The sequence below is a fragment of the Rhizobium sp. S152 genome (genome assembly GCF_030380735.1).
Lineage (GTDB): Bacteria > Pseudomonadota > Alphaproteobacteria > Rhizobiales > Rhizobiaceae > Rhizobium.
In genome coordinates, this window is record NZ_JAUDRZ010000002.1 from 620,653 (window position 1) to 641,788 (window position 21,136).

A 21,136-nucleotide genomic window follows, 5' to 3' on the forward strand; every position below is an offset into this window, starting at 1 on the left:
TTCAGATGATTAGGGATGCATTTTCGATTGAGGGTATTAGCCTTCCTTATCAATTCATCTTCAACCTCTGTGCCTGAGCGCGTCGACGACGAGCTGGAATGCAGGGGAAGCGTGGCGACGGTTCGGATAGTAGAGGTGATATCCGGGGAACGGTGCGCACCAGTCTTCGAGAACACGGATCAGAGTGCCCTTGGCGAAATCCTCCGCCACCAGGTCATCAGGCATGTATGCAAGACCCAGACCACGCCGGACAGCGTCGAGACGCATCGCGATGTTGTTGAACACCATTTGTCCTTCGACGCGGACGTTCAGTTCATGGCCGTCCTTCTCGAATTCCCACTGCAGGATGTTGCCATGCGTCGGCATGCGGATCTGGATGCAGTTGTGGGCCGTAAGGTCCTGTGGAACTTCCGGCCAGGGATGCTCGCGGAAATATGACGGGGCACCGACCACGGCCATGCGCATCTCCGGTCCGATCTTGATCGCGATCATGTCCTTGGCAAGCTGCTCGCCGAGCCGGACGCCCGCATCGTAGCGCTCCGCAACGATATCGGTCAGGCCGTAGTCAACAGTGATCTCGACATTGACGTCCGGATTGTCGGGCAGGAACTTGTCGAGCGCGGGCGCAAGAACCGAGATTGCAGCGTGCTCTCCCGCCGTGATCCTGACCGTTCCTGCTGGCTTGTCACGCATCTCGGTGAGGGCAGCAAGCTCCGCCTGTATCTCCTCGAAGCGCGGTCCCGCCGTCTGGAGGAGACGCTCGCCCGCCGCCGTTGGAGACACGCGGCGGGTCGTCCGTGTCAGAAGGCGGAGACCCAGCCGCTCTTCCAGTCCTCGGACGGTCTGGCTAAGCGCTGACTGCGACACCCCGAGCTTCACCGCGGCCCGCGTGAAACTCTCCTCGCGAGCGACGGTTACGAAGGCGAGCAGATCGTTGAAGTTCTCCTGCGGCATTCATTAGGCTTCCTTATAGCTTCATACCGATTACTGGCCCTAATCGACAGGGTGAGCAAGAGCTATCTTCCCATCATCGCAACGCAGCTTGCCGCGGAGGACGGCCAAGCAAGCAAGTCAATGGGACTGCAATGTCTGACGCAAACACACCCAATTCGCCACCGAACAAGGCGGCCATCCTTGCGATAATCCTCATCAGCTACGTGATGATCGTGCTCGACATCTCGGTGGTCCTCACGGGCCTGCCAAAAATTCATAGCGAACTCGGCTTCACCGACGCCGGACTTGCCTGGGTGAGTAGCGCCTACACACTGACCTTCGGTGGCTTCCTCCTCCTCGGCGCACGTGCCGGTGACATACTCGGCCGCCGTCGGATGTTCGTTGTCGGCATGACGATCTTCACCGTCGCCTCCGTTGCCATCGGAGCCTCGCAATCGTCGGCGTGGATGCTGTCGTGGCGTGCCATCCAGGGACTGGGATCCGCTATCCTCGCGCCAACGACGCTGGCCCTCCTGCAGACCACGTTCGACGAAGGCGAAGAACGCGTCCGGGCCGTTTCGCTTTATAGCGCCGCGGCGGGCGTGTCCGCGACAGTGGGTCTCGTCGTTGGCGGACTGCTCGCCGACTGGCTCTCCTGGCGCGTCGGTTTCCTGATCAATCTCCCGATTGGCATTGCCACTGTCGTCGCTTCCCGCATCTACATCCATGAGACAAGTAAACGTCCGGGAGCGTTCGATCTGCCTGGTGCAGTGGCCTCGACGCTGGGTATGGCCGCTTTCGTCTACGGATTCATCCGCTCCGCGCAGGCTGGGTGGGACGTCGTAACTCTCGCAACGCTGCTCGCCGCGGTCATCATGCTCGGAGCGTTCGTTTTGATCGAGCGCCGTGCAAGGCAGCCGATCCTTCCGCTTCGCCTGTTCGCTGACATCGAGCGGTCGGGCGCCTATGGTGCGCGTGTCCTCTACATCAGCGCCATGGTCGGCTTCTTCTTCTTCACGACGCTGTACCTGCAGCAGGTTGCCGGTCTTCGCCCGGCGCTGGCGGGTCTTGCCTTCGTCCCGGCGACGATGCTGCACGTTCCGTTCGCCATTGTCGTGCCGCGCCTCATCCGCCGCTTCGGCCGCAATGCGATCCTGATCGTCGGCATGCTGATCGGCATCGTCGCCATGGCTTGGCTCAGCCGCGCGGGAGTAGGCTCCAACTACTGGACAGCGGTGGCGCTACCGATGGTGTTGATCGGCATCAGCCAGGGCCTGACGCTCAGCCCTCTGACGTCCTCCGGGGTCGCTCGGGTCAACCATGCGGACGCCGGCGCGGCATCCGGCGCGGTGAATGTCGCGCACCAGATCGGCAGCTCGGTCGGACTGAGCATCCTTATCGCGGTGGCCGCCATCGGGTCCGATGGTCTCAGCGGGGCCGGCCTGACGGCCTACCGGGTTTCGCACGCCTTCGACGCAGGTACTGTCATGCTGGTGGCGACGCTGCTGATCTCGTTTCTAACCATCGTTCCTGCCGCCCGGCGGCAGCTGCAATCCCAGGAAGACGTCGCGCCGACCGAATGCGCGGCCTGATCAAGGAGAATGACCATGAAGAAACGAACTATCGGAACGCTTGAGGTATCGACGCTCGGCCTCGGATGTATGGGTCTAAGCCACGGCTATGGAGCGGCGACCGACACGAAGGATGCAGTTGCGCTCATTCGGGCGGCACATGATCGCGGCGTGACCTTCTTCGACACAGCACAGGTCTACGGCCCGTTCACAAACGAGGACGTTGTCGGAGAAGCGCTCCAGTCGATCCGGGACAAGGTCGTGATCGCCACCAAGTTCGGGTTCGAACTCCCGAGCTCCGACGGTGGCCAGCACATGAACAGCCAGCCCGCCTACATCCGCCAGTCCGTCGAGGGATCCTTGAAGCGACTACGGACCGACGTGATCGACCTTCTTTACCAGCACCGCGTCGACCCCAACGTGCCGATCGAGGACGTTGCGGGAACCGTCAAGGATCTCATCGCGGAAGGCAAGGTCAAGCATTTCGGTTTGTCTGAAGCTGGCACTCAGACGATCCGCAAGGCTCACGCCGTGCAGCCGGTGACCGCGCTGCAGAGCGAATACTCGCTGTTCTGGCGCGAGCCTGAGAAGGAGATCATCCCAACGCTCGAGGAACTCGGTATCGGGTTCGTGCCATTCAGCCCACTCGGCAAGGGCTTCCTGACGGGCAAGATTGACGAAACGGCGACCTTCGGTCCCGGCGACTTCCGCAGCGTGGTTCCGCGCTTCCAGGCAGAGAACCTTAAGGCGAACCAGGCGCTCGTAGGAGCTCTGACCCAGATCGCCGAAGCCAAGGGCGTCACACCCGCCCAGATCGCGCTCGCATGGCTGTTGGCCCAGAAGGAATGGATAGTGCCGATCCCCGGCACCACCAAGCTGCATCGCCTCGAAGAAAACCTCGGCGCCGCCTCTGTCGAACTCACCGCCAGCGACGCTTCCGAAATCGCCGATGCCCTCGCGAAGATCGACATCGTCGGCGACAGGTACCCCGCGCACCTTCAGGCACGCGTTGGAAAATAACGCCAGGGCACGAGCTCCAGTCCATACAAAGGATATGAAAATGACCACCACCGTTCCCACCGTCACCTTGAACAACGGGGTCCAGATGCCGATCCTCGGCTTCGGCGTCTTTCAGGTTCCCGATCCCGCCGAATGCGAGCGCAGCGTCCGCGATGCGATCGACGTCGGCTACCGTCTGCTCGATACCGCCAGGTCGTATGGCAACGAAGAGGCGGTCGGCAACGCGATCCGCAACCATGGGATCGAGCGAAGCGAACTGTTCGTCACGACCAAGCTCTGGATCGAGGACGCGACGTACGACGGGGCCAAGGCCGCTTTCGAGCGTTCGCTGAACAAGCTGCAGCTCGACTATCTCGACCTCTGGCTCATTCATCAGCCCTACGGCGACGTCTACGGCGCCTGGCGTGCGATGGAGGAGTTGTACGAGGCGGGGCGCATCCGTGCGATTGGGGTCAGCAACTTCTATCCCGACCGTCTGGTGGACTTCGTGCTCCACAACAAGGTCGTCCCCGCAGTCAACCAGATCGAGATCCACCCATTCCATCACCAGGACGACGCTCTGAAAATTCTCCAGGAATACGGCGTGCAGCCGGAAGCGTGGGGTCCTTTCGCGGAAGGGAAGAACGGGCTGTTCACGAACGAACTCCTGCAGTCGATCGGCAGGAAGCATGGCAAAAGCGTCGCGCAGGTGGTGCTTCGGTGGCTGATTCAGCGCGATATCGTGGCGATTCCGAAGTCTGTCCGCAAGGAGCGCATGGCCGAGAACTTCTCGGTCTTCGACTTCGAACTCGACCAGGACGATGTCGCATCGATCGGCGCACTCGACCAGAAGACCAGCAGCTTCTTCGATCATCGCGATCCGGAAAAAGTGAAGTGGCTCGGCACGCGCAGACTCTGATCGAGGTAATCCGATATTGGTCTGCCGAACCCGACTGAGGAGGCGACGAACAGTCGCCTCCAGACCCCCACAGCCGGAGTTAGAGATCGGTTTCGTGGCACCTCGAGAAACTGACTTTGACCAAGAACGTCAAAGGGCTGCTCTACCTGTTCTATCAGGAACTTAGCTCATCTGGTTCAGTCGTCGCAGGTTCAGATCCCTTTACGGCGACATGGTCGTCGTGGCACATGGAAGAGTAAAGACAGTTCTTTTCCTTGAGCTTTCCGCGTACGCACGCCGTAGATGTCGATCCATCAAAAGTTCGGCGGTGTGCGGCTCGTGTCGAGCGATCGCATCGACGATCTCGATATGGTCAGCGAGGTCAGACTCTGCATTGCCCTCGCAGTGGCTGATTGTGGCGTTACTCAGCGTATCCGCAACACCGATTACGATCGGATTGTCTGAAAACGCTGCAATTGCCCTATGAAAGCGCCTGTCGCTCAAAGCGAGCCTGGCGGTGTCTTCCCGCATCGAGTTCTGCTCAGCAATAAGCTGGTAGAGCTCGCTAGTCTGACCTTCAGTTGCATCAATCGCGGCTTGGCGAACAAGCAGTCTCTCCAACACAAGCCGGGCCTGCCACACATGCTCTTCGTAGTGCTGCACCCGGTTGACCAACGTTTCTGTCGCTGACCGCAGCTCGTTGGTCAGTTGGCTCATATCAGTGGTTGAGACAGTCGTACGCTTCCCTTGCGAAATCGAGATCAAGCCCGCTCGCGCAAGTGCCTGAATAGCGTCGCGGACAACGCCGCGTCCTACGCCATACCTGCGGGTAAGCTCTCGCTCCGATGGGATCTTGTCACCTGGTTTCAAGCTACCGTTGTTTATGAGCTGCTTCAGGCGAGCGAAAATCTCATCGCCAAGCTTGAGATGCACGATTTGGTCGTTTGAGGTCACGGCTTTCTCCATGTGGAAGAAGCTGGATGTTTGCAGTTACAAAAGCTTAGGCGTTGCGGGCCCTGCTGGGAGCCGGGCCACACCGGTGCGGCCTAAAGGAAGCCGATAGAGACCCAAGGCACCGCGATGACAATTGCGAGACCGATCAGCATCATGCCGATGTAACCAAGGATTGGCTTCATTCCCTCGTCAGGATTGATGCCTGCGATCGCGCACGCTGAATAATACCCCACGCCAAAAGGAGGAGCGAACAGACCGATCCCCATGGCAAGGATGACGACCATCGCATAGTGCACTTCGTGAATTCCAACGCCTTGGGCGATCGGAAACAGGAGCGGGCCGAACAGCACGATTGCGGGAATGCCTTCGAGAACACTGCCGAGCACGATGAATGCAAGAGCCGAAACGATCAGGAAGGTTAGTCCACCGCCGGGCAGGGCCATCATCATATCGGCGAGTTGGCGGGAAAAGCCCGACTGGGTAAGCGCCCAGGCCATTGCGGTAGCGGCGCCGATGATGAGAAGGATTGCCCCGGAAAGGGCTGCAGTCGACACCAGCATCGGCAACGTGCGGCGCCAGTTGAATCCACCATAGAATACGATGCCGACTGTCAGCACATAGGCGATCCCCAGCGTTGAGACCTCGGTCGCGGTCGCGATACCCTCAATGACCGCCGCGCGGATCACGAACGGCAGAGCAAGCGCTGGAACGGCGAACAGGAAGCTTTTCAAGATCGCCTTACCGGCGACGCGTTCGACGCCCGACACGTCCTCGTGTCGGTAGCGCCACCAGACAAGGGCGGCCAACGCAATACCGAGGACTGCGGCCGGTAGAAGCCCGCCAGTGAATAGAGCCGCGATGGAGACGCCAGTTACTGAACCGATAGTGATCAAGACCAGGCTCGGCGGAATGGTTTCCGTCTGCGCGCCGGTCGCGGACAACAGCGCGACAAGGTCTCCAGGTTTCGCGCCACGCTCCTTCATTTCCGGGAACAGCACGGGGACAATGGCGGCCATGTCCGCAGCCTTGGAGCCCGAAATGCCGGATACAAGATACATCGCGCCGATGAGAACGTACGACAGGCCCCCGCGGACACGGCTTAAAAGGTTGGCCAGGACCGCGACCATGGCTCGTGCCATACCCGTCGCTTCGATCAGAAGGCCAAGGAATACAAATAGTGGCACTGCGAGGAGGATGAGATGCGACATCCCTTCATCCATTCGTCCCACCACAACTTCGAGCGGCATCGATGTTGTCGCCCAGAGAAAACCCAAAGTGGCAAGGGCGAAGGAGAATGCGATCGGGATGCCCATGAACACCATCGAGGCGACGAACAGGACGAAGAAGATCAAAAGATTGATATTGCCGAGTGGATCGAGAACGGGGGCCAGCGCCCAAAGCGCGGCCACGGCCGCGATGATGCAGCCTAGCGCTACAGGAAGCGCTTTTGCTTGGGCGTTCTCGACAAGGCGCAACAAGGCGGTCGCGATCATCAGAATCAGACCGATCGGGAGGGCGGCCGCGCGCCACGCTCCGGAGATTTCCAGCGCAGGCGTTGTGATGAACCACTCTTCGGATGCATAGTTGAACGCCGGATGAAGGAGCGCCAGCATCAACGTCAGGCCTGCTCCAAGGGCTAGGAGATCGAAGAACTTTCGTCTCGGCGGTGTCACCTTGGAGATGAGCGCTGTCATCCTCATATGTTCTCCGCGCCTGAATGCGGCGGCGGCTCCAAACATTGCGAGCCAAAGAAACAGGATGGATGCCAGCTCGTCGGACCAGATGATCGGATTGTGGCTGTATCTGCTGACCACGCCGACAAACAGGATCATGACTTCCGCAACGACGAATAGTGCCGCGGGTATGTCGATGAGCAATCCCAGGACAGTTTCCACCCGCTTTGACCAGGACTTCACGCCAGGTCTAGTGTGGTTGGTAAGTCGCGGGTTGCTTCCCGCATTTTCGACGTTCAGTGCGCTCACGGTATCGGGCCTCCCAAAAGGAAATCACGTGCGCGCGGCGGCGCGCGCACGGTTCGAAGAGTGGTTGGGGTCAGGCGAGCTTGCCGACTGCCTTTTCGAAGATGTCCCAAGCCTCGTCGCCGTACTTCTTCTTCCATTCCGCGTAGAAGCCGGCTTCGCGGAGCTTGGTGCGGAATGCCTCTCTGTCCGGCTCGACGAACTGCAGGCCCTTGCCCTCAAGGTCAGTCTTAAGGGAGGCGTTGAGGCTGGCGATATCCGCACGTTGGCGCAGAGCCGCCTCGTTGATGTTGCGGCTGACGATCTCCTTCAGATCATCAGGAAGCGCTCCCCAGGCTCTACGGTTGCCGACGAACCAGTAGCCATCCCACATATGGTTGGTCGTGGAGCAGTATTTCTGGACTTCGTAGAATTTCGTCGTGTTGATAGTGACGAGGGGGTTTTCCTGGCCGTCGACGATGTTCGTCTGAAGCGCGGAGTAGACTTCTGCAAGGTTAATGCTTGCCGGAAGTGCACCCAGCGCCTTGAACATCGACGTCCACAGCGCGCTCACCGGAACGCGCATCTTCAAGGCCGCGATGTCGTCCGGTGTCTTTACCGGGTGCGACCGTGTGGTCATCTGCCTGAAACCACTGTCCCAGATCCGATCCATGACAACCAGCCCGGCGCCTGTGATCTGCTTGCGGAAATGAGCGCCCAGCTCGCCGTCCATACCTTTCCATACGGTGGCGTAGTCAGGCCATGCGAAGCCAATGCCATACATCGAGCCGGCCGGGATCAATGTCGAAAGACCGGAAACGCCTGAGACGGCGTAGAATTCGAGACCGCCGCTACGAAGCTGGGCAAGCATGTCGTTGTCTCCGCCAAGCTGATTGCCTGGGAAGACGTTCATCTTGAAACGTCCATCGGTTTCTTTGGCAATCGCATCCGCTGCCTCCTGCGCGCGGATGGCCAGGGGGTGCGACGCGGGCACGTTGGCGCCGAACTTGTATTCGAATTCGGCGGCTTTCGCCTGTCTGATATTGAAAGCGGCACCAATCGCAAAAGTCGACGCTGCACCGAGCACGGCGCGTCTTGTCAGGTTCACGGTCATCTAATCCTCCCTCAGCTTGCGTGAATGGAGCGGACCATATGCACCGATAGGAAAGCGGTCAAGCTGAATATCTGAATGTCAGACATTTAACACTTGCGGTCCGACAGCGAACTGATAATAGTGCGTTACGGAGGACGCCTCGGATCAAATCGGTCCATTGGCGGAGGAATGGCCGTCATGGTAGACCATCGCGACCGAGGCATAAGAGTGAGAACGCATCCGTGAAGAAGCCAGCGCCACTAGAGAGATCGTCGCAAGAGATCGATCCCGAGCGGATTTTTGCAGCCTCAGCAGGTATCGTGCCTCTGCAGCGCGCGACTTTGCCACAGGAGATCGTCAAGGCGATCGCGCAGCTCATTCGTCGAGGCGAATGGAAAGCCGACGAGATGATCCCGGCAGAGAAAGAATTAGCCGCGATGTTCGGTGTAGGGCGTTCCACCATACGCGAAGCCGTGAAAAGCTTGGCTGTCATGGGGGTAATCGAGTCGCGTGCGGGCGAGGGCTCATTCTTGCGCCAACCATCGTCAGAGATGCTCGCGGGATCTATGATGTGGGGACTTCTGCTCAGCGAGCGAAACCTCGAAGATCTCCTCGAGACACGAATTCTTCTCGAGGTCGAATGTGCAGGCAAGGCAGCAGAGCGCCGGGGTGTCGATGTCCCAGACAAGCTCGTCTGGATCGTTGAGAATATGAAGACCAGCTTTCGCGACTACGCTCGGTTCATGGCGCTCGACAACGAGTTTCATGTCCTTCTCGCGAAGTCATCCGGCAACGTTCTCTACTCGACGATGGCGGAAACGGTGCAGGGGCTGGTGCGGACATGGTACTCCGCGACGTACGATATCCCAGGCACCATGGATAAGACCATTGGGGAGCATCTGCGAATTGTGGATGCCGTTCGCGATAGGGACAGTGCCGCGGCGAAGGAAGCGATGCGGGCGCATCTGACGCAAGCTGGCTCGCGGTTGCGCATCGCCTTGGAGTGAAAAATTTTATTGCGTTAAATGTCTGATATTCAGAAAATACATTTTCCCCGTTTGGGCGTCGGGCGGGTAATCCGGGAGGACTCAAATGTCAAATGCCTCTTTTGAAGAGCGGAGAGCAGTCAGAGCGGTGACCGAGGATTCAACGCAGTGTATGAGATTCAAGCGTGATCACCGCTACGTCAGTGTTGACGAAGTCCGCGAGCTTGCGAAGCGCACGTTGCCACGGATGGTATTCGACTTTGCCGATGGCGGCGCAGAAACGGAAGGAACGATGCGGCGCAACGAGGCCGCGTTTGGTGATCTAAGTTTCGTGCCACGTCCCATGGGGGGCGCTCTATCGAGGGATCTCTCCATCAGACTTTTCGGGTCGAGCCTGTCTCTGCCGGTCATGATTGGCCCTACCGGCTTTGCCGGGCTCTTCTGGCCGCATGGCGAGATCGCGGCCGCGCGCGCGGCACAGGCGGCGGGAACAGCCTACGTCATGAGTCATGCTTCGACTGTCACGATCGAGGATCTTTCGAAAGCCACGGATGGTCCAAAGTGGTTTCAGAACTTTATCTACAAGGACCGCGGCCTGACCCGGTCCTTCGCCGAAAGGGCTTTGAAAAGCGGATATGACGCGATGGTCGTCACTATCGACAACCAGGTGCCGGGCTTCCGGGAGCGAGACGTCAAGAGCGACTTCGTTGTGCCCCCACGGCTATCGCTGAAAAACGCGGCGGACGTCGTGACCCATCCTGGATGGGTGTTTCGTATGATGAGAACGCCCAATGTCACCTTCGCGAACTACGCCTCCGCCCAAGAGGCGAGTGTGATGGCCCTAAGCGCCTACATGGAAAGCAACCTTAACCCCGACGTTGGTTGGGACGATCTGGATGAGATTCGCACCTATTGGCCAAAGCCCCTTATCGTGAAGGGCGTACTGCATCCGCTCGATGCCGTTGAAGCCATCTCGCGAGGGGCAGACGGAATCATTGTTTCCAACCACGGTGGACGCCAGCTTGACGGAGCGATCTCGACCATCGAAGCGCTTCCAGCGATCGTGGACGCGGTGGGTGGTCGTGTGCCGGTTCTGCTCGACGGTGGCGTGAGGCGCGGCGCCGACGTCGTTCGCGCGTTGGCGCTCGGCGCAAAGGCCTGTCTCATCGGGAGGCCCCAGTTATGGGGACTGGCGGCAAGCGGTGAGCACGGTGTTCGTCAGGTGCTTGAAATCTATCGCTCGGAAATTGATCGCGTTCTTGCTCTCTGCGGTTTGACAAAGATCGAACAAGTCGATCGGTCCTGTCTGAAGCCGTGATCTCCAGCACTCCCTTCTGCCGCCGTAGGAGAATCCATGCCAAGCGTTTCAATAATCGATAGCCACGTCCATCTCTTTGACACCAACCGGCTAAGCTATGGCTGGCTCGAGCGTCGCCCTGGCATCAATCATCCTCATCTTTTTCCGGACTATGAGCGTGCTGTCGAAGGATTGGCGATCGATAAGATTGTCTTTGCGGAGGTCTGGGTGGACGCTCCGCTTCACGTCGCGGAAGCGGAGTGGCTTTCGCAGCAGGCGGCGCTTCATCCTGCAATTGCAGGTATGATCGCTGCCGCGCCTTTGGAGATTGGCCGGGAAGTTCTCGCCGACATTGAGAAGATGCGGAGCCTTCCGACGTTCAGGGCCATTCGGCGGATAACAGAAGCGGAAACCGATGAGCGCTTCTGCGAAAGGCCGGGATTTGTCGATGCCGTGAGGCTGCTGGGCGAGATTGATGTCGTTTGCGATATTTGCGTATTCGCGCACCAGCTTCCAGGAGTGGTTTCGCTCGCTCAGCAGTGCCCGGAAACGACAATCGTTCTTGATCACATTGGGAAACCTGCCATTCGGTCCGGAGAGATTGACGGATGGCGAAGCAGCATCACGGAGCTGTCGGCCCTACCAAACGTTGTGACCAAGGTGTCCGGCGTCCTCACCGAAGCAGATCAAGGGAACTGGAGCCGCGAAATCATTCGGCCCTATCTCGATCATGCGATCGAAAGCTTCGGCTTTGACCGTGTCATGTTTGGAAGTGACTGGCCGGTTCTTGCTCTCACCACGTCGGTTCAGAACTGGGTCGACATCGTTGATTGGGCGATCCATGGCTCGTCTAAGGAAGAGCAGTCCAAGCTGTATCGGGACAACGCCGCAAGAATTTACAAGCTGGCCTGACCTCGCCGTCGGTCGCGCAACCAGACTGTCGCAGAGAGATTGGAGGGAACGAGCAAATCACGACCGCTTCTACATGCATCAGAATATCTGACAATGTTTCAACTGTGCCCGCTGCTTGTTTGCACTGACGGGGTCGGGCCATCATCTGGGAGGATGAGAGAATGAATCTTGCTCGTGTGAGTTTCGTGTTGCTGCTTGCAGGGACGGCGTTCGCCTTTGCGTTGCCAAGCCTGGCCGCCGACGTGTTGAGTGACGCCAAACAGAATGTGGAGAAGCTTGGCGCTGAAAAGACCGCGTGGTCTGGCCCGGAAAGCGGTCCAAAGATCGAGAAGGGAAGGCATGTCGCATACGTATCGGCGAACGAACAGAACGACGCCGAGCGTGAGTGGGGCAAGGCGATCGTCGAGGCTGCCGAGAAGGCCGGATGGAAGATAACGGTAATCGACGGCCGGGGGAGCCCGGTCAGTTGGCTGGCAGGAATGAACCAAGCGATCTCCCTCAAGGTCGATGGTATCATCACAAGCGCTGATGCTCGAAGCCTCGCAGATCCAATCAAGCAGGCCAACGCGCAAGGCATCCCAGTCGTCGGAATCCATTCCGCCGGTACTCCGGGACCGCAGCCCGACCTCGGCCTGTTCACGAACATCCAGCAGGATCCGAAAGCGATCGGCCAGGCGCAGGCGGACTGGGTAATTGCAAACTCGGGCGGCAAAGCGCGTGTGGTCATCACGACCAGCGGCGAATACGCCATTGCCATGGTCAAGGCAACCGCGGTCAAGGATCGTCTTGCAAGTTGCGACGGATGCGAGGTTGTCGAGTTCTCGAACACGCCGTTAGCCGAAGCCGCCCAGCGGCAGCCTCAGTTGGTAGCCTCCTGGGTGCAGAAGTACGGCACGCCTCTCTACATCACCGCGATCGCAGACTATACGCTGGACTATCAGGTCCCCTCGCTAAAGGCCGGCGGCGCCGACCCGTCCAAGGTCATCTTGATCGGTTCCGACGGCACGAAGTCGGCGTACGGACGGATCCGTGCCGGCAAGCAGTTCCAGGCCGTCACCGTTGCCGAACCGAACGCCTACGTCGGTTATCAGGCCGTGGACGAGATGAACCGGGCGTTGCACAAGGAAAAGCCGAGCGGCACCGTTCCATTGCCCTACCTTGTGACGGCGAAGAATGTCGACGCCCAGGGTGGCGACAAGAACACGTATGTTCCGGACAACGACTTTGCCAACCGTTACCTTAAGCTCTGGGGTGTGCAGTGAGCGCTCAGCAAGCAACTCACGCCGGCGTCACGACTGGCGAGCCATTTCTCGCCATTCGTCTACTGCAGAAGCGCTTCTTGGGCACCCGTGCGTTGGACGATGTCAGCCTCGACCTTTACAGTGGCGAGGTTCACGCGTTGCTCGGGGAAAACGGCGCAGGGAAGTCTACGCTTATAAAGATCCTCGCCGGCGTCTACACCGCCGACGAGGGAGAGTTCCTGCTCGACGGCGTCGCGGTGCGACCTGCACCTGGTGTGATGCCGATCGCGTTCATCCACCAGGACCTGGGCCTCGTGGACACCATGACGGTTGCTGAGAATGTCGCTCTCGTGGCTGGATACCCGCGTCGTGCTGGAATGATCGATTGGGACGAAGCGCGTCACGCAAGCATTCGGGCACTTTCCGTACTTGGCGTTGAGATCGAGCCCGACACAAAGGTCGGTAAGCTTTCCGCGGCCGACAAAGCGATCGTCGCGATTGCGAGAGCTCTCACACTGAATGCGAAAATCGTTGTTCTCGACGAGCCTACCGCTGCATTGCCGGAGAAGGATGTATCGAGACTTCTCGATACCGTCGCCAGGCTTCGTGATCGTGGTGTCGCGGTTCTTTACGTGACCCACCGTCTGGATGAGGTTTTTCGTGTCGCAAACAGAATAACGGTTCTCAGAAATGGGCGGATGGTTCGCACGGATCGGATAGGCGAAGTGGACGCTGCGACCTTGGTGCATTCGATCGTCGGCAGACCGCTTCAAGATGTCTTTGTAACGCCGGTCGCTGAGGCAGGCCGCGCCGTATTGAGCCTAGCGGATGTCGTGGTCAAAAATGTTGGCCCCGTGTCTTTCGAAGTCCGCAGCGGCGAGGTTCTCGGACTCGTCGGGCTGCGTGGCGCCGGTCAGACCGAGATCGGTCGGGCGCTTTTCGGTGATGCACTCCTTGAGGCCGGCACCATTCGTTTGGATGGCCGAGAAATCACTCCGCGATCGCCATTGGAAGCCAGCCGTGACGGCATAGGGTTCGTGTCATCGAAGCGTCGGGAAGAAAGCCTGGCTGGCGGGCTGACCGTTCGGGAGAACCTCTACCCGGACAGCCGACTTTACGGGAAAAGTGCATTCTCACCGATCTCGCGGAAGTCGGAACGGCGGAGCGCAAATGAGATCATTCGGCGTTTTTCCGTCCGCCCTGCGGATTCCGAGCGTATTATCGCTACACTAAGCGGTGGCAATCAGCAGAAGATCATCTTGGCGCGATGGCTGGCCGCGGGCAGGCGTGTCATCGTTCTCGAAGAGCCAACCCTTGGCGTCGACGTAGGAGCGAAAGCTGAAATCTACGGTCTCTTCCAGAACGCGCTCGACGCAGGCACCGCTATCCTACTGATCTCCTCGGATATGGAAGAAGTGGCGGGCATTGCGCACCGCGCGCTGGTCTTCAACCGTGGCCGCATATTACACGAAGTTGGACGCGAGCAACTGAGCGTGCCAAGGCTTGTAGCTCTTGCGGCCGACGATCAATCTCAATCACGCAAAGGAGCCGAGTGATGTCCTCGTCCACTCTTGCCAATACTTCTTCAACGGCGCGCGTCCAGAACCTCATCTCATCCTGGGGGTTGCTGGTTCTTCTTATTGGTCTCTTCCTCTTGTTTTCTATTTTAAAAGCCGACACGTTCCTGACGGCCTTCACCTTCAATTCGGTGCTGAACGCCCGATCCATCTACGCGCTTCTCGCGCTTGCTGTGATGATCCCGTTGGCGGCAAACCACTTTGATCTTTCTGTCGCCTCGGTGCTTGGCTTCGCGCAGGTCCTGGCAAACGGCCTTCAGACGCAGCAAGGCCTGTCCTGGCAGGTCGCGGTGGGGATCATCGTCGTCGGCGGCGGCTTGGTCGGCTTTATCAATGGCCTGCTTGTGAGCCGAGCCGGAGTGAGTTCGTTCATCGCGACTCTCGGTTCCGGGACCGTCCTCCTTGGCCTCAATCAATGGTACACCGGGGGGCAGCAAGTCATAGGGTCGCTACCGGAGAGCTTCACCGCGCTTTCAGGGATGATCCCCGGTATCGGGATCCCTGTCGTGGTCTTGTATGTCGCGGCGTTCGCAGTACTCCTATGGATTGTTTTCGAATATCTGCCGATCGGACGGTTTTTGTACATCATTGGGGACAATCCAAGAGCGGCTGATTTGATGGGCATTAATTCGGCACGATATATTACGCTTGCTTTCGTTGCATCGGGCGTCCTGGCTGCGTTCGCCGGTGTTATCCTGCAGGCGCAGTTGCTCGTTGGTCAAAGTACGGTGGGGCAGGAAATGCTGCTTCCTGCCTTTACGGGGGCTCTTCTCGGTGTGACTTCGGTCCGACCAGGTAGGGCGAACGTCGGCGGTACGCTTCTTGCCGTGGCGGTCCTCGCCATCGCGGTCACTGGATTGAGCCAGCTGGGGGCGCCGTTTTTCGTAGAGCCGCTGTTCAACGGTGCAATGCTAATCACTACCGTTGGGCTTGCCGAGTACTCGCGACGTCGCAGAGAGAGGAAGAGCGTAGGGGGCTAACAAGCCGTGCGCCGTTCTGGCCGTCATTCGCGAGCACAGATCGCTCGACGCGTGAATGAAAAACGCCGATTGGTCGCGTGAACAATCACGCGGCCACAGTTCGATTCCTTTCAAGACCGTGCGTTTGCTAGCGAGCCGGAGAGATTGCGCCATTGATATCTAGCTCGCGCAATCCTTTATTGATCACTCTCGGGCTTGTTGCCCGGCAACTGGGCATAAAATCAACTTCCGAGAAACGAAATGGGCTGAAGCCATATTGCTTCGATGTCGTCGGTCATTGACTTGGCCGTTCCGGCGGTCTCAGGTCAATGCTCGCTGGCGATGTACAACGCTCTGAAGTCATTGACGTTGGTTCCGGTCGGTCCGGTTTCGAAGAGGTCACCAATTGTCTGAAAGGCAGTGTAGCTATCGCTTGCATCGAGTAGACGGCGCGGATCGAGCCCAGCTGCACGTACGCGTTTGACGGTGGCGCCATCGGCAAAGGCTCCAGCATTGTTCTCCGATCCGTCGATACCGTCTGTATCTGCGGCCAAAAGGTGGATATCATGACCGTCGAACACAAGTGCGGCCGCAAGGGCGAACTCGGCGTTGCGGCCGCCTTTGCCGCCCTTGGAGCGCAGCGTCACCGTTGTTTCGCCTCCCGAGAGGATGACGACGGGTTTTGCGAACAGGTGATCGCTACTGATCACCTCCTTGGCTATGGCTGCGTGAACAAGGGCGACCTCTCGCGCTTCCCCTTCGATAGCGTCAGACAGGATCACAGCGTCGATGCCTTGTGAGCGCGCAGCGCGAGCTGCTGCGTCTAGCGAGACGCGGGCCGATGCAATGACGTGGTGACTATTGCAAGCGAAGGCTGGATCATCAGGCATGGGCGCATCAGCACTGTCGGAGTTCAGGTGATCAAGTGCCGGCTGCGGGAGCTTCAGACCGTATAGATCAACGATCTCTAGGGCTTCATGTCGGGTGGAGCGATCGGGCACGGTTGGTCCGGAAGCAACGTACGCAGGGTTATCGCCAGGAATATCCGAAACGATGAGGCTAACGACGCGTGCCCTTGTTGCGGCAGCAAGGCGTCCGCCCTTGATGGTGGAGAGATGCTTGCGCACGACATTCATCTCAGAAATTGGCGCGCCCGATGCGAGCAGCATTTCATTCAGGGCAATCTCGTCGTCCAAGGTGAGACCGTCAGGCGGCGAGGGCAGAAGCGCCGAACCGCCACCGCAGATGAGCGCGATCACCAGATCTTCCGCTGTGAGATCGCTTACCTCCGAAAGCAATCTCTTTGATGCGGCAAGGCCCGCGGAATCAGGCACAGGATGGGCGGCCTCGATTATTTCGATATGTTCCGTTTCGCAGCCATACCCGTAACGGGTGACGACAACGCCGTCCAACGGTCCGTCCCAAACACTTTCAAGCGCTCGCGCCATCTGCGCCGCACCCTTGCCAGCGCCGACGACGACGGTGCGCCCCTTCGGCTTCGCAGGCAAACTGGCTTTAATGCCCGTTAGCGGATCGGCCGCCTTGATCGCAGCGTCGAAGAGTGAGGCTAGAAATGCGCGGGGATCTGTAATGGGTGTCATGGTCTCAAGCCATTGCCGACAAACTGAGAGAGCGATGGGGACAATGCGCCCCCATCACCTGGCTGTGACCTGCTAGTCCACCACAACAACTTCATGGTCGACGATGGCGTCGATAGCGAAGGTTACATAGTTGCCGTCGGTCTTTCCTTCGACTGTCTTCCCGCTAACACGCAGGTTGATCTTCGCGGGCGCCTTCTCGATGCGAAGGCGGACAGTGACCGGACCGATCGGAACGAGGTCATACTGTCTTCCTGGGACGTTGGAGAGAAGGAGCCTGTTGTTAAGGTGAAGGATCTTGCGTCCACCCTGACGGTAGAGCTCAGCACTGATGACACCGTGGGTGCCCAACAGCTCCACCTTTCGTTCGTGGCCGATCGCATAATTCACTGCGTTGGCAATGATCTGCGCGTGGTCGGGATTGGCGTCACGCCCATAGCAGCGATCCAAATCGGCCACGAACCAGATCAGCTTGCCGCCGCTGGACGCGGTTTTGAGCGTGATGGCCGGAGTGTTTGACTTTGGTTCTCGCATCCACGACGTTTCCGGCGGAAAGATCGGGAAGTCCGAAATGTAGGTTGCTAGCACTTCGGTCGACGCATCGACTTCAACGGTGGGGAGGAAGCCGCCGAATGGGATCGTGTCAGTCTCTTCCAGGCCTTGGAAAATTGGACTACGCTCGGCTACACGCTCCGGCGCGGTCCGATCCTTCGGCCCATATGTGGACGAACGGTTCTCCGGAGCCAGGCGAAGGTAGGTGTGGCGCCCCCAAGTCTCGATATCGGGATTGATCGGACCAGTTCCACCAACGTTTCCTTCGCCCAATCGGACGCCGAACAGATCGCCGAGCGCGAACTTGCCACGCTGGTCACCGTAATGCGTGGCCCTTGAAGTCTCGCCCGTTGCGATGACCGAACCGCCCTTGGCGACGAACTTCTCGACGTGCCGAACTTGCTCGTCGCTAAGTGCGCCGACGTTCGGCAGGATGATGCACTTCACGCGCTCGATGGCGGCTACGATATCGTCGGCGTGCAGCGGCACGTAGGGAATTGCATGGCGATCGAGAGCTTTCACGACGCCTCGGAAAGGACCAATGGTTTTCTGCTCGACGTCGTCACGACCAAAGAAATCCTGGTTCTGCTGGCTCCAGACAACGCCAACTTCCGGTGTGAGCTCGCGATTGACGAGAACATCCTGATTCGCCTCATGCCACTGGAAGATTGGTTCGGCGGTCTGGTATTGGCGTCTGTCCTCATGCGACGCGCCGATGTGGTGCCACCATGGCTGGATACCACCTGCGAAGCCGGATGTGGCCCAGAGGCGAACTTCGGGTTTCGGCATGGAAGAAAGTCTGAAGACCGGAGCGCCAAGCTGGTACTGAGGTGTCGATTCAGGGATGAGTTTGTCCCAGCCCGCCAGTTCATGAAGCCGCTTGCCGGCCTCGGTGTTCTGCTCGAAGCCGTCGATAGCATTGCGACGTTGATGGTCGAGCATAACGATCGGGGTGTGTTTGAGGATTTGCTGCAGGTCGATGAAGCGCTGGGAATTGTGGAGCGGCTCGCCACTGATCATGCCCATCCAGGCGCAGTCGGGACCGCCGGCCTTGCGGGTGACTTCATTGTTGAACTTCCAGAGATCGGTGCGTCGCTCGAAGTTCCAACGCAGCCACTTGCGATAATTCTCGTCATCCCAGTTGTGTTCCCTTGGAAGCTCGCTGCCGCCGTAGGCACGGAACTGCGTTTTGCAGCTGTCGCAGTAGCAGATGTATTTGCGTGGAAGGCCTGCCCAGCTGTTGTCCGAGAAGCCATCCGGCTGGCTGCGCTCGATGATTTCTTCCATGATCGCCGGAAGGTATTCAGTGTAATAGGCGGAGCCGATGCAGGTCACGTACTTGTCAGCGAGGCGATAGGGTTCGCCGTTGATGTCCCGGCACACCCATTCCGAATGAGCCTCAAAGAAGTCCTGGGCGACGCGGTTCGAGTCCATGCGTGCAATAACCGCAAGGCCCTCGGCACGAGCTTCCTTGACGATCTCGCCATAAAGGTCGCGACCATCGAGCTTTACGGCGCGGTGATGGAGTTCGAACTTCGAGGGATAATATGCAACGATCCCGCCTGCGTTGACGATGACGCCCTGAACGCGGGTCTTGCGCCAATGCTCCCGCCAGAAGCTGCTGTCATACCGCTCAGGGTCGCACTCGACCAGATTGGTTTGGCCCCATCGCAGGGCTGTCTTATACCAGGGATCCTTGCTCATTAATTCCTCCGCAAGTGGGTTGGTGTCGAGCAGAGAGCTACTCGAAATGAGCAGGCGCGCCAGACGTCTGGACCGTTCTTTCCGCGATACGGAAGGAAAATCAGGAATTTTTCAAATCTCTTCCACGATGCGGAAAAACTCTCGTCAAAAGCCTTGCGCATCGGCGTGACAGCGCTACCGTCTGCCGAATTCCGGAGGAGGAATCTATGGCTCCGGCAGATCGAATATGCCCCAAGGGAGGGAAGCACATGAATCAATCAACCCGACGCGACTTCCTCAAGACTGCCAGTGCTCTGACCGCAGCGATGACCATGACGGCGGTCATGAGTGGACGCGCCCACGCGCAAGGGACTGACACCATCAAGATTGCCTTCGCAGCCCGTGGGCTTCGAACAATGGATCCGATCAAGTCCATTCAAGGCGTGGACAATTGGGCGATCATCGCGATCTATGACAAGCTCGTCGATCTTCCGAGATGGAATTTTCCATCGAAGCAGGACGAACTTGAGCCTCGTCTTGCGACGGCATGGTCGAGTTCAGAAGACGCAAAGACATGGACCGTCGAACTCCGAAAGGGCGTCAAGTTCCACAAGAACTACGGTGAGTTCACCTCTGAAGACGTTAAGTTCACCTTCGAGCGGGTCATCGACGAGAAGCGCGTCGGCGGTGTTCGGCCGAAGTTCCAGAACATCCAGGGTGTCGATACGGATGGTCCCAACAAGGCGATCTTCCATCTGAAGTCGCCCGATCCGCTGTTCCTGCTCGGCGCTCTTAGCGACTACGACGGTGCGATCCTCAGCAAGAAAGCCGTCGAGGAACTCGGCGAAGATAAAGTGGCGACCAATCCGATTGGAACGGGCGTCTACATGCTTGAGTCGATCGCGTCGGATCCCTCTCAGGGCGTAACACTGACGGCTAACCCCGACTACTGGGATAAGCCCGCCGCCACGCCGAAGCTCCAGTGCATGTATATTGCCGACACGACGGCACGCACTCTTGCTCTGCTTTCCGGCAACGTCCACATGATTGAAGGCGTACGGGCTCCGGGCTGGGCCGATTCGATGAAGCAGCGCGACCCAACTCTGTTGTTCGATGTCGTCAGCCCAGGTAGCTTGTTCACGATCCATTTCAATCTGACCAAGAAGCCCTTCGACGACCTCAAGGTTCGCCAGGCGTTGTTCTACGGCATCGACCGCGACGAGATTGCCACGGCTATCGCCCCGGTTAGCAAGCGTATCTATGGACTCAATCCCCCGACCTTCCCAGGGGGGTTCACTGAGGAAACGCTTCCCGCTGAGGTCGCCTACAAATACGATCCGGACAAGGCGAAAGCGCTTCTTGCCGAGGCCGGGTTTGATGGCAACCTCAGCTTCAAGGTCGATACGTCACAGCGGGAAGACTATTCATCAGTGATGTTGATGATCCAGGACCAGTTGCGCCGCATCGGCGTCAACATGGACCTGAATATCAAGGATCACACGGCGTTCCATGCCGACCAGAACCAGGGAACCAACACCCTCACGCAGCAGTCGACGGCCTTCGCTCCGGTGCCGACCCAAGTCTTCCTGACATATCTGCCGAAGACGGTCGAGGTGAAGTCCGATGGCAAAGGTGGCACGAACTACAGCCACTACGGTGTCGTCATGCCCGGCATTGACGACCAGTTGAACCAAGCGTTGGCCGAGCCTAACCTGGACAAGAGGTTGGCCGCGGTCCAGCAGATGGACGTGCAGGTCCTCAAGGACGCGGTTGTCATGCCAGTGGTGACGAACGGCTTTATGATCGTTCGTTCGCCGAAACTCGAACTCGGCTTCAAGGTGGAGTCCGGATACGTCAACTGGCCTCTGTCACAAGCGCACTCCGCTTAACGCAGGACTGCCGTTAGGATTGGCCGGGCGAGGCGG

Annotated in this window: 16 protein-coding genes; 10 read left to right on the forward strand and 6 right to left on the reverse strand. The window is 58.8% G+C overall.

Translation table 11 applies throughout. The features are described 5' to 3' along the window. Window positions 1-60: 60 nt before the first annotated feature. On the reverse strand, window positions 61-954 hold the full coding sequence (locus QTL95_RS04150; RefSeq protein WP_289718688.1) for a LysR family transcriptional regulator: 894 nt from the start codon (window positions 952-954) through the stop codon (window positions 61-63). Window positions 955-1,085: 131 nt separating this feature from the next. On the opposite strand from QTL95_RS04150, the gene QTL95_RS04155 reads away from it, so the two are divergent. The 3 genes from QTL95_RS04155 to QTL95_RS04165 are packed head-to-tail and all read left to right on the forward strand — an operon-like array spanning window position 1,086 to window position 4,422. Next, window positions 1,086-2,525 (forward strand): MFS transporter, encoded by a 1,440-nt coding sequence (locus QTL95_RS04155; RefSeq protein WP_289718689.1) that lies wholly within the window; start codon window positions 1,086-1,088, stop codon window positions 2,523-2,525. 15 nt (window positions 2,526-2,540) lie between these two features. After that, window positions 2,541-3,524 (forward strand): aldo/keto reductase, encoded by a 984-nt coding sequence (locus QTL95_RS04160; RefSeq protein ID WP_289718690.1) that lies wholly within the window; start codon window positions 2,541-2,543, stop codon window positions 3,522-3,524. Window positions 3,525-3,564: 40 nt separating this feature from the next. Next, window positions 3,565-4,422: an aldo/keto reductase gene (locus QTL95_RS04165; RefSeq protein ID WP_289718691.1), complete on the forward strand. Its 858-nt coding sequence runs from the start codon at window positions 3,565-3,567 to the stop codon at window positions 4,420-4,422. Window positions 4,423-4,623: 201 nt separating this feature from the next. Here the strand turns inward: QTL95_RS04165 and QTL95_RS04170 are convergent, their stop codons facing one another. From QTL95_RS04170 to QTL95_RS04180, 3 genes are all read right to left on the reverse strand, one after another. Next, the gene (locus QTL95_RS04170) at window positions 4,624-5,355 is read right to left on the reverse strand and encodes a GntR family transcriptional regulator (RefSeq protein ID WP_289718692.1); all 732 of its coding nucleotides are present in this window, start codon (window positions 5,353-5,355) and stop codon (window positions 4,624-4,626) included. A 92-nt stretch (window positions 5,356-5,447) separates the two neighbouring features. Next, window positions 5,448-7,250, reverse strand: a complete 1,803-nt coding sequence (locus QTL95_RS04175) for a TRAP transporter large permease (RefSeq protein ID WP_289718693.1) — start codon at window positions 7,248-7,250, stop codon at window positions 5,448-5,450. 157 nt (window positions 7,251-7,407) lie between these two features. Then, window positions 7,408-8,421: a TRAP transporter substrate-binding protein gene (locus tag QTL95_RS04180; RefSeq protein ID WP_289718807.1), complete on the reverse strand. Its 1,014-nt coding sequence runs from the start codon at window positions 8,419-8,421 to the stop codon at window positions 7,408-7,410. Window positions 8,422-8,648: 227 nt separating this feature from the next. On the opposite strand from QTL95_RS04180, the gene QTL95_RS04185 reads away from it, so the two are divergent. The 6 genes from QTL95_RS04185 to QTL95_RS04210 all read left to right on the forward strand — a co-directional run bounded on the left by QTL95_RS04185 (window position 8,649) and on the right by QTL95_RS04210 (window position 15,399). Then, complete coding sequence (locus QTL95_RS04185; RefSeq protein WP_289718694.1) at window positions 8,649-9,413, forward strand: FadR/GntR family transcriptional regulator; 765 nt, start codon at window positions 8,649-8,651, stop codon at window positions 9,411-9,413. A gap of 85 nt (window positions 9,414-9,498) precedes the next feature. Next, window positions 9,499-10,710 (forward strand): alpha-hydroxy acid oxidase, encoded by a 1,212-nt coding sequence (locus QTL95_RS04190; RefSeq protein WP_289718695.1) that lies wholly within the window; start codon window positions 9,499-9,501, stop codon window positions 10,708-10,710. Window positions 10,711-10,746: 36 nt separating this feature from the next. Further along, on the forward strand, window positions 10,747-11,601 hold the full coding sequence (locus tag QTL95_RS04195) for an amidohydrolase family protein (protein ID WP_289718696.1): 855 nt from the start codon (window positions 10,747-10,749) through the stop codon (window positions 11,599-11,601). Window positions 11,602-11,762: 161 nt separating this feature from the next. Next, window positions 11,763-12,863 carry a substrate-binding domain-containing protein gene (locus QTL95_RS04200; protein WP_289718697.1) on the forward strand — a complete coding sequence of 367 codons (1,101 nt, stop codon included), beginning with the start codon at window positions 11,763-11,765 and terminating at the stop codon, window positions 12,861-12,863. Then, window positions 12,860-14,398: a sugar ABC transporter ATP-binding protein gene (locus QTL95_RS04205; RefSeq protein WP_289718698.1), complete on the forward strand. Its 1,539-nt coding sequence runs from the start codon at window positions 12,860-12,862 to the stop codon at window positions 14,396-14,398. Before QTL95_RS04200 ends, QTL95_RS04205 begins: the two co-directional genes overlap by 4 nt. Beyond that, entirely contained in the window at window positions 14,398-15,399 is a 1,002-nt protein-coding gene (locus QTL95_RS04210) for an ABC transporter permease (protein ID WP_289718699.1), read from the forward strand. The genes QTL95_RS04205 and QTL95_RS04210 overlap by 1 nt, the downstream gene beginning before the upstream one ends. 305 nt (window positions 15,400-15,704) lie before the next feature. On the opposite strand, the gene QTL95_RS04215 is transcribed toward QTL95_RS04210, so the two are convergent. Further along, on the reverse strand, window positions 15,705-16,979 hold the full coding sequence (locus tag QTL95_RS04215; RefSeq protein WP_289718700.1) for a glycerate kinase type-2 family protein: 1,275 nt from the start codon (window positions 16,977-16,979) through the stop codon (window positions 15,705-15,707). Window positions 16,980-17,051: 72 nt separating this feature from the next. Continuing rightward, window positions 17,052-19,232, reverse strand: coding sequence for an alpha-amylase family protein (locus QTL95_RS04220; protein ID WP_289718701.1), 2,181 nt, complete (start codon window positions 19,230-19,232; stop codon window positions 17,052-17,054). A gap of 248 nt (window positions 19,233-19,480) precedes the next feature. On the opposite strand from QTL95_RS04220, the gene QTL95_RS04225 reads away from it, so the two are divergent. Continuing rightward, window positions 19,481-21,100, forward strand: coding sequence for an ABC transporter substrate-binding protein (locus QTL95_RS04225; protein ID WP_289718702.1), 1,620 nt, complete (start codon window positions 19,481-19,483; stop codon window positions 21,098-21,100). The last annotated feature ends 36 nt before the right edge of the window (window positions 21,101-21,136 follow it).

Bases quoted from the DNA above. Each gene is read 5' to 3' on its own strand.
- QTL95_RS04195 (WP_289718696.1), top strand. From the start codon at position 10,747: ATGCCAAGCGTTTCAATAATCGATAGCCACGTCCATCTCTTTGACACC.
- QTL95_RS04200 (WP_289718697.1), top strand. From the start codon at position 11,763: ATGAATCTTGCTCGTGTGAGTTTCGTGTTGCTGCTTGCAGGGACGGCG.
- QTL95_RS04220 (WP_289718701.1), bottom strand. From the start codon at position 19,232: ATGAGCAAGGATCCCTGGTATAAGACAGCCCTGCGATGGGGCCAAACC.
- QTL95_RS04165 (WP_289718691.1), top strand. From the start codon at position 3,565: ATGACCACCACCGTTCCCACCGTCACCTTGAACAACGGGGTCCAGATG.
- QTL95_RS04210 (WP_289718699.1), top strand. From the start codon at position 14,398: ATGTCCTCGTCCACTCTTGCCAATACTTCTTCAACGGCGCGCGTCCAG.
- QTL95_RS04190 (WP_289718695.1), top strand. From the start codon at position 9,499: ATGTCAAATGCCTCTTTTGAAGAGCGGAGAGCAGTCAGAGCGGTGACC.
- QTL95_RS04160 (WP_289718690.1), top strand. From the start codon at position 2,541: ATGAAGAAACGAACTATCGGAACGCTTGAGGTATCGACGCTCGGCCTC.
- QTL95_RS04225 (WP_289718702.1), top strand. From the start codon at position 19,481: ATGAATCAATCAACCCGACGCGACTTCCTCAAGACTGCCAGTGCTCTG.
- QTL95_RS04215 (WP_289718700.1), bottom strand. From the start codon at position 16,979: ATGACACCCATTACAGATCCCCGCGCATTTCTAGCCTCACTCTTCGAC.
- QTL95_RS04150 (WP_289718688.1), bottom strand. From the start codon at position 954: ATGCCGCAGGAGAACTTCAACGATCTGCTCGCCTTCGTAACCGTCGCT.
- QTL95_RS04155 (WP_289718689.1), top strand. From the start codon at position 1,086: ATGTCTGACGCAAACACACCCAATTCGCCACCGAACAAGGCGGCCATC.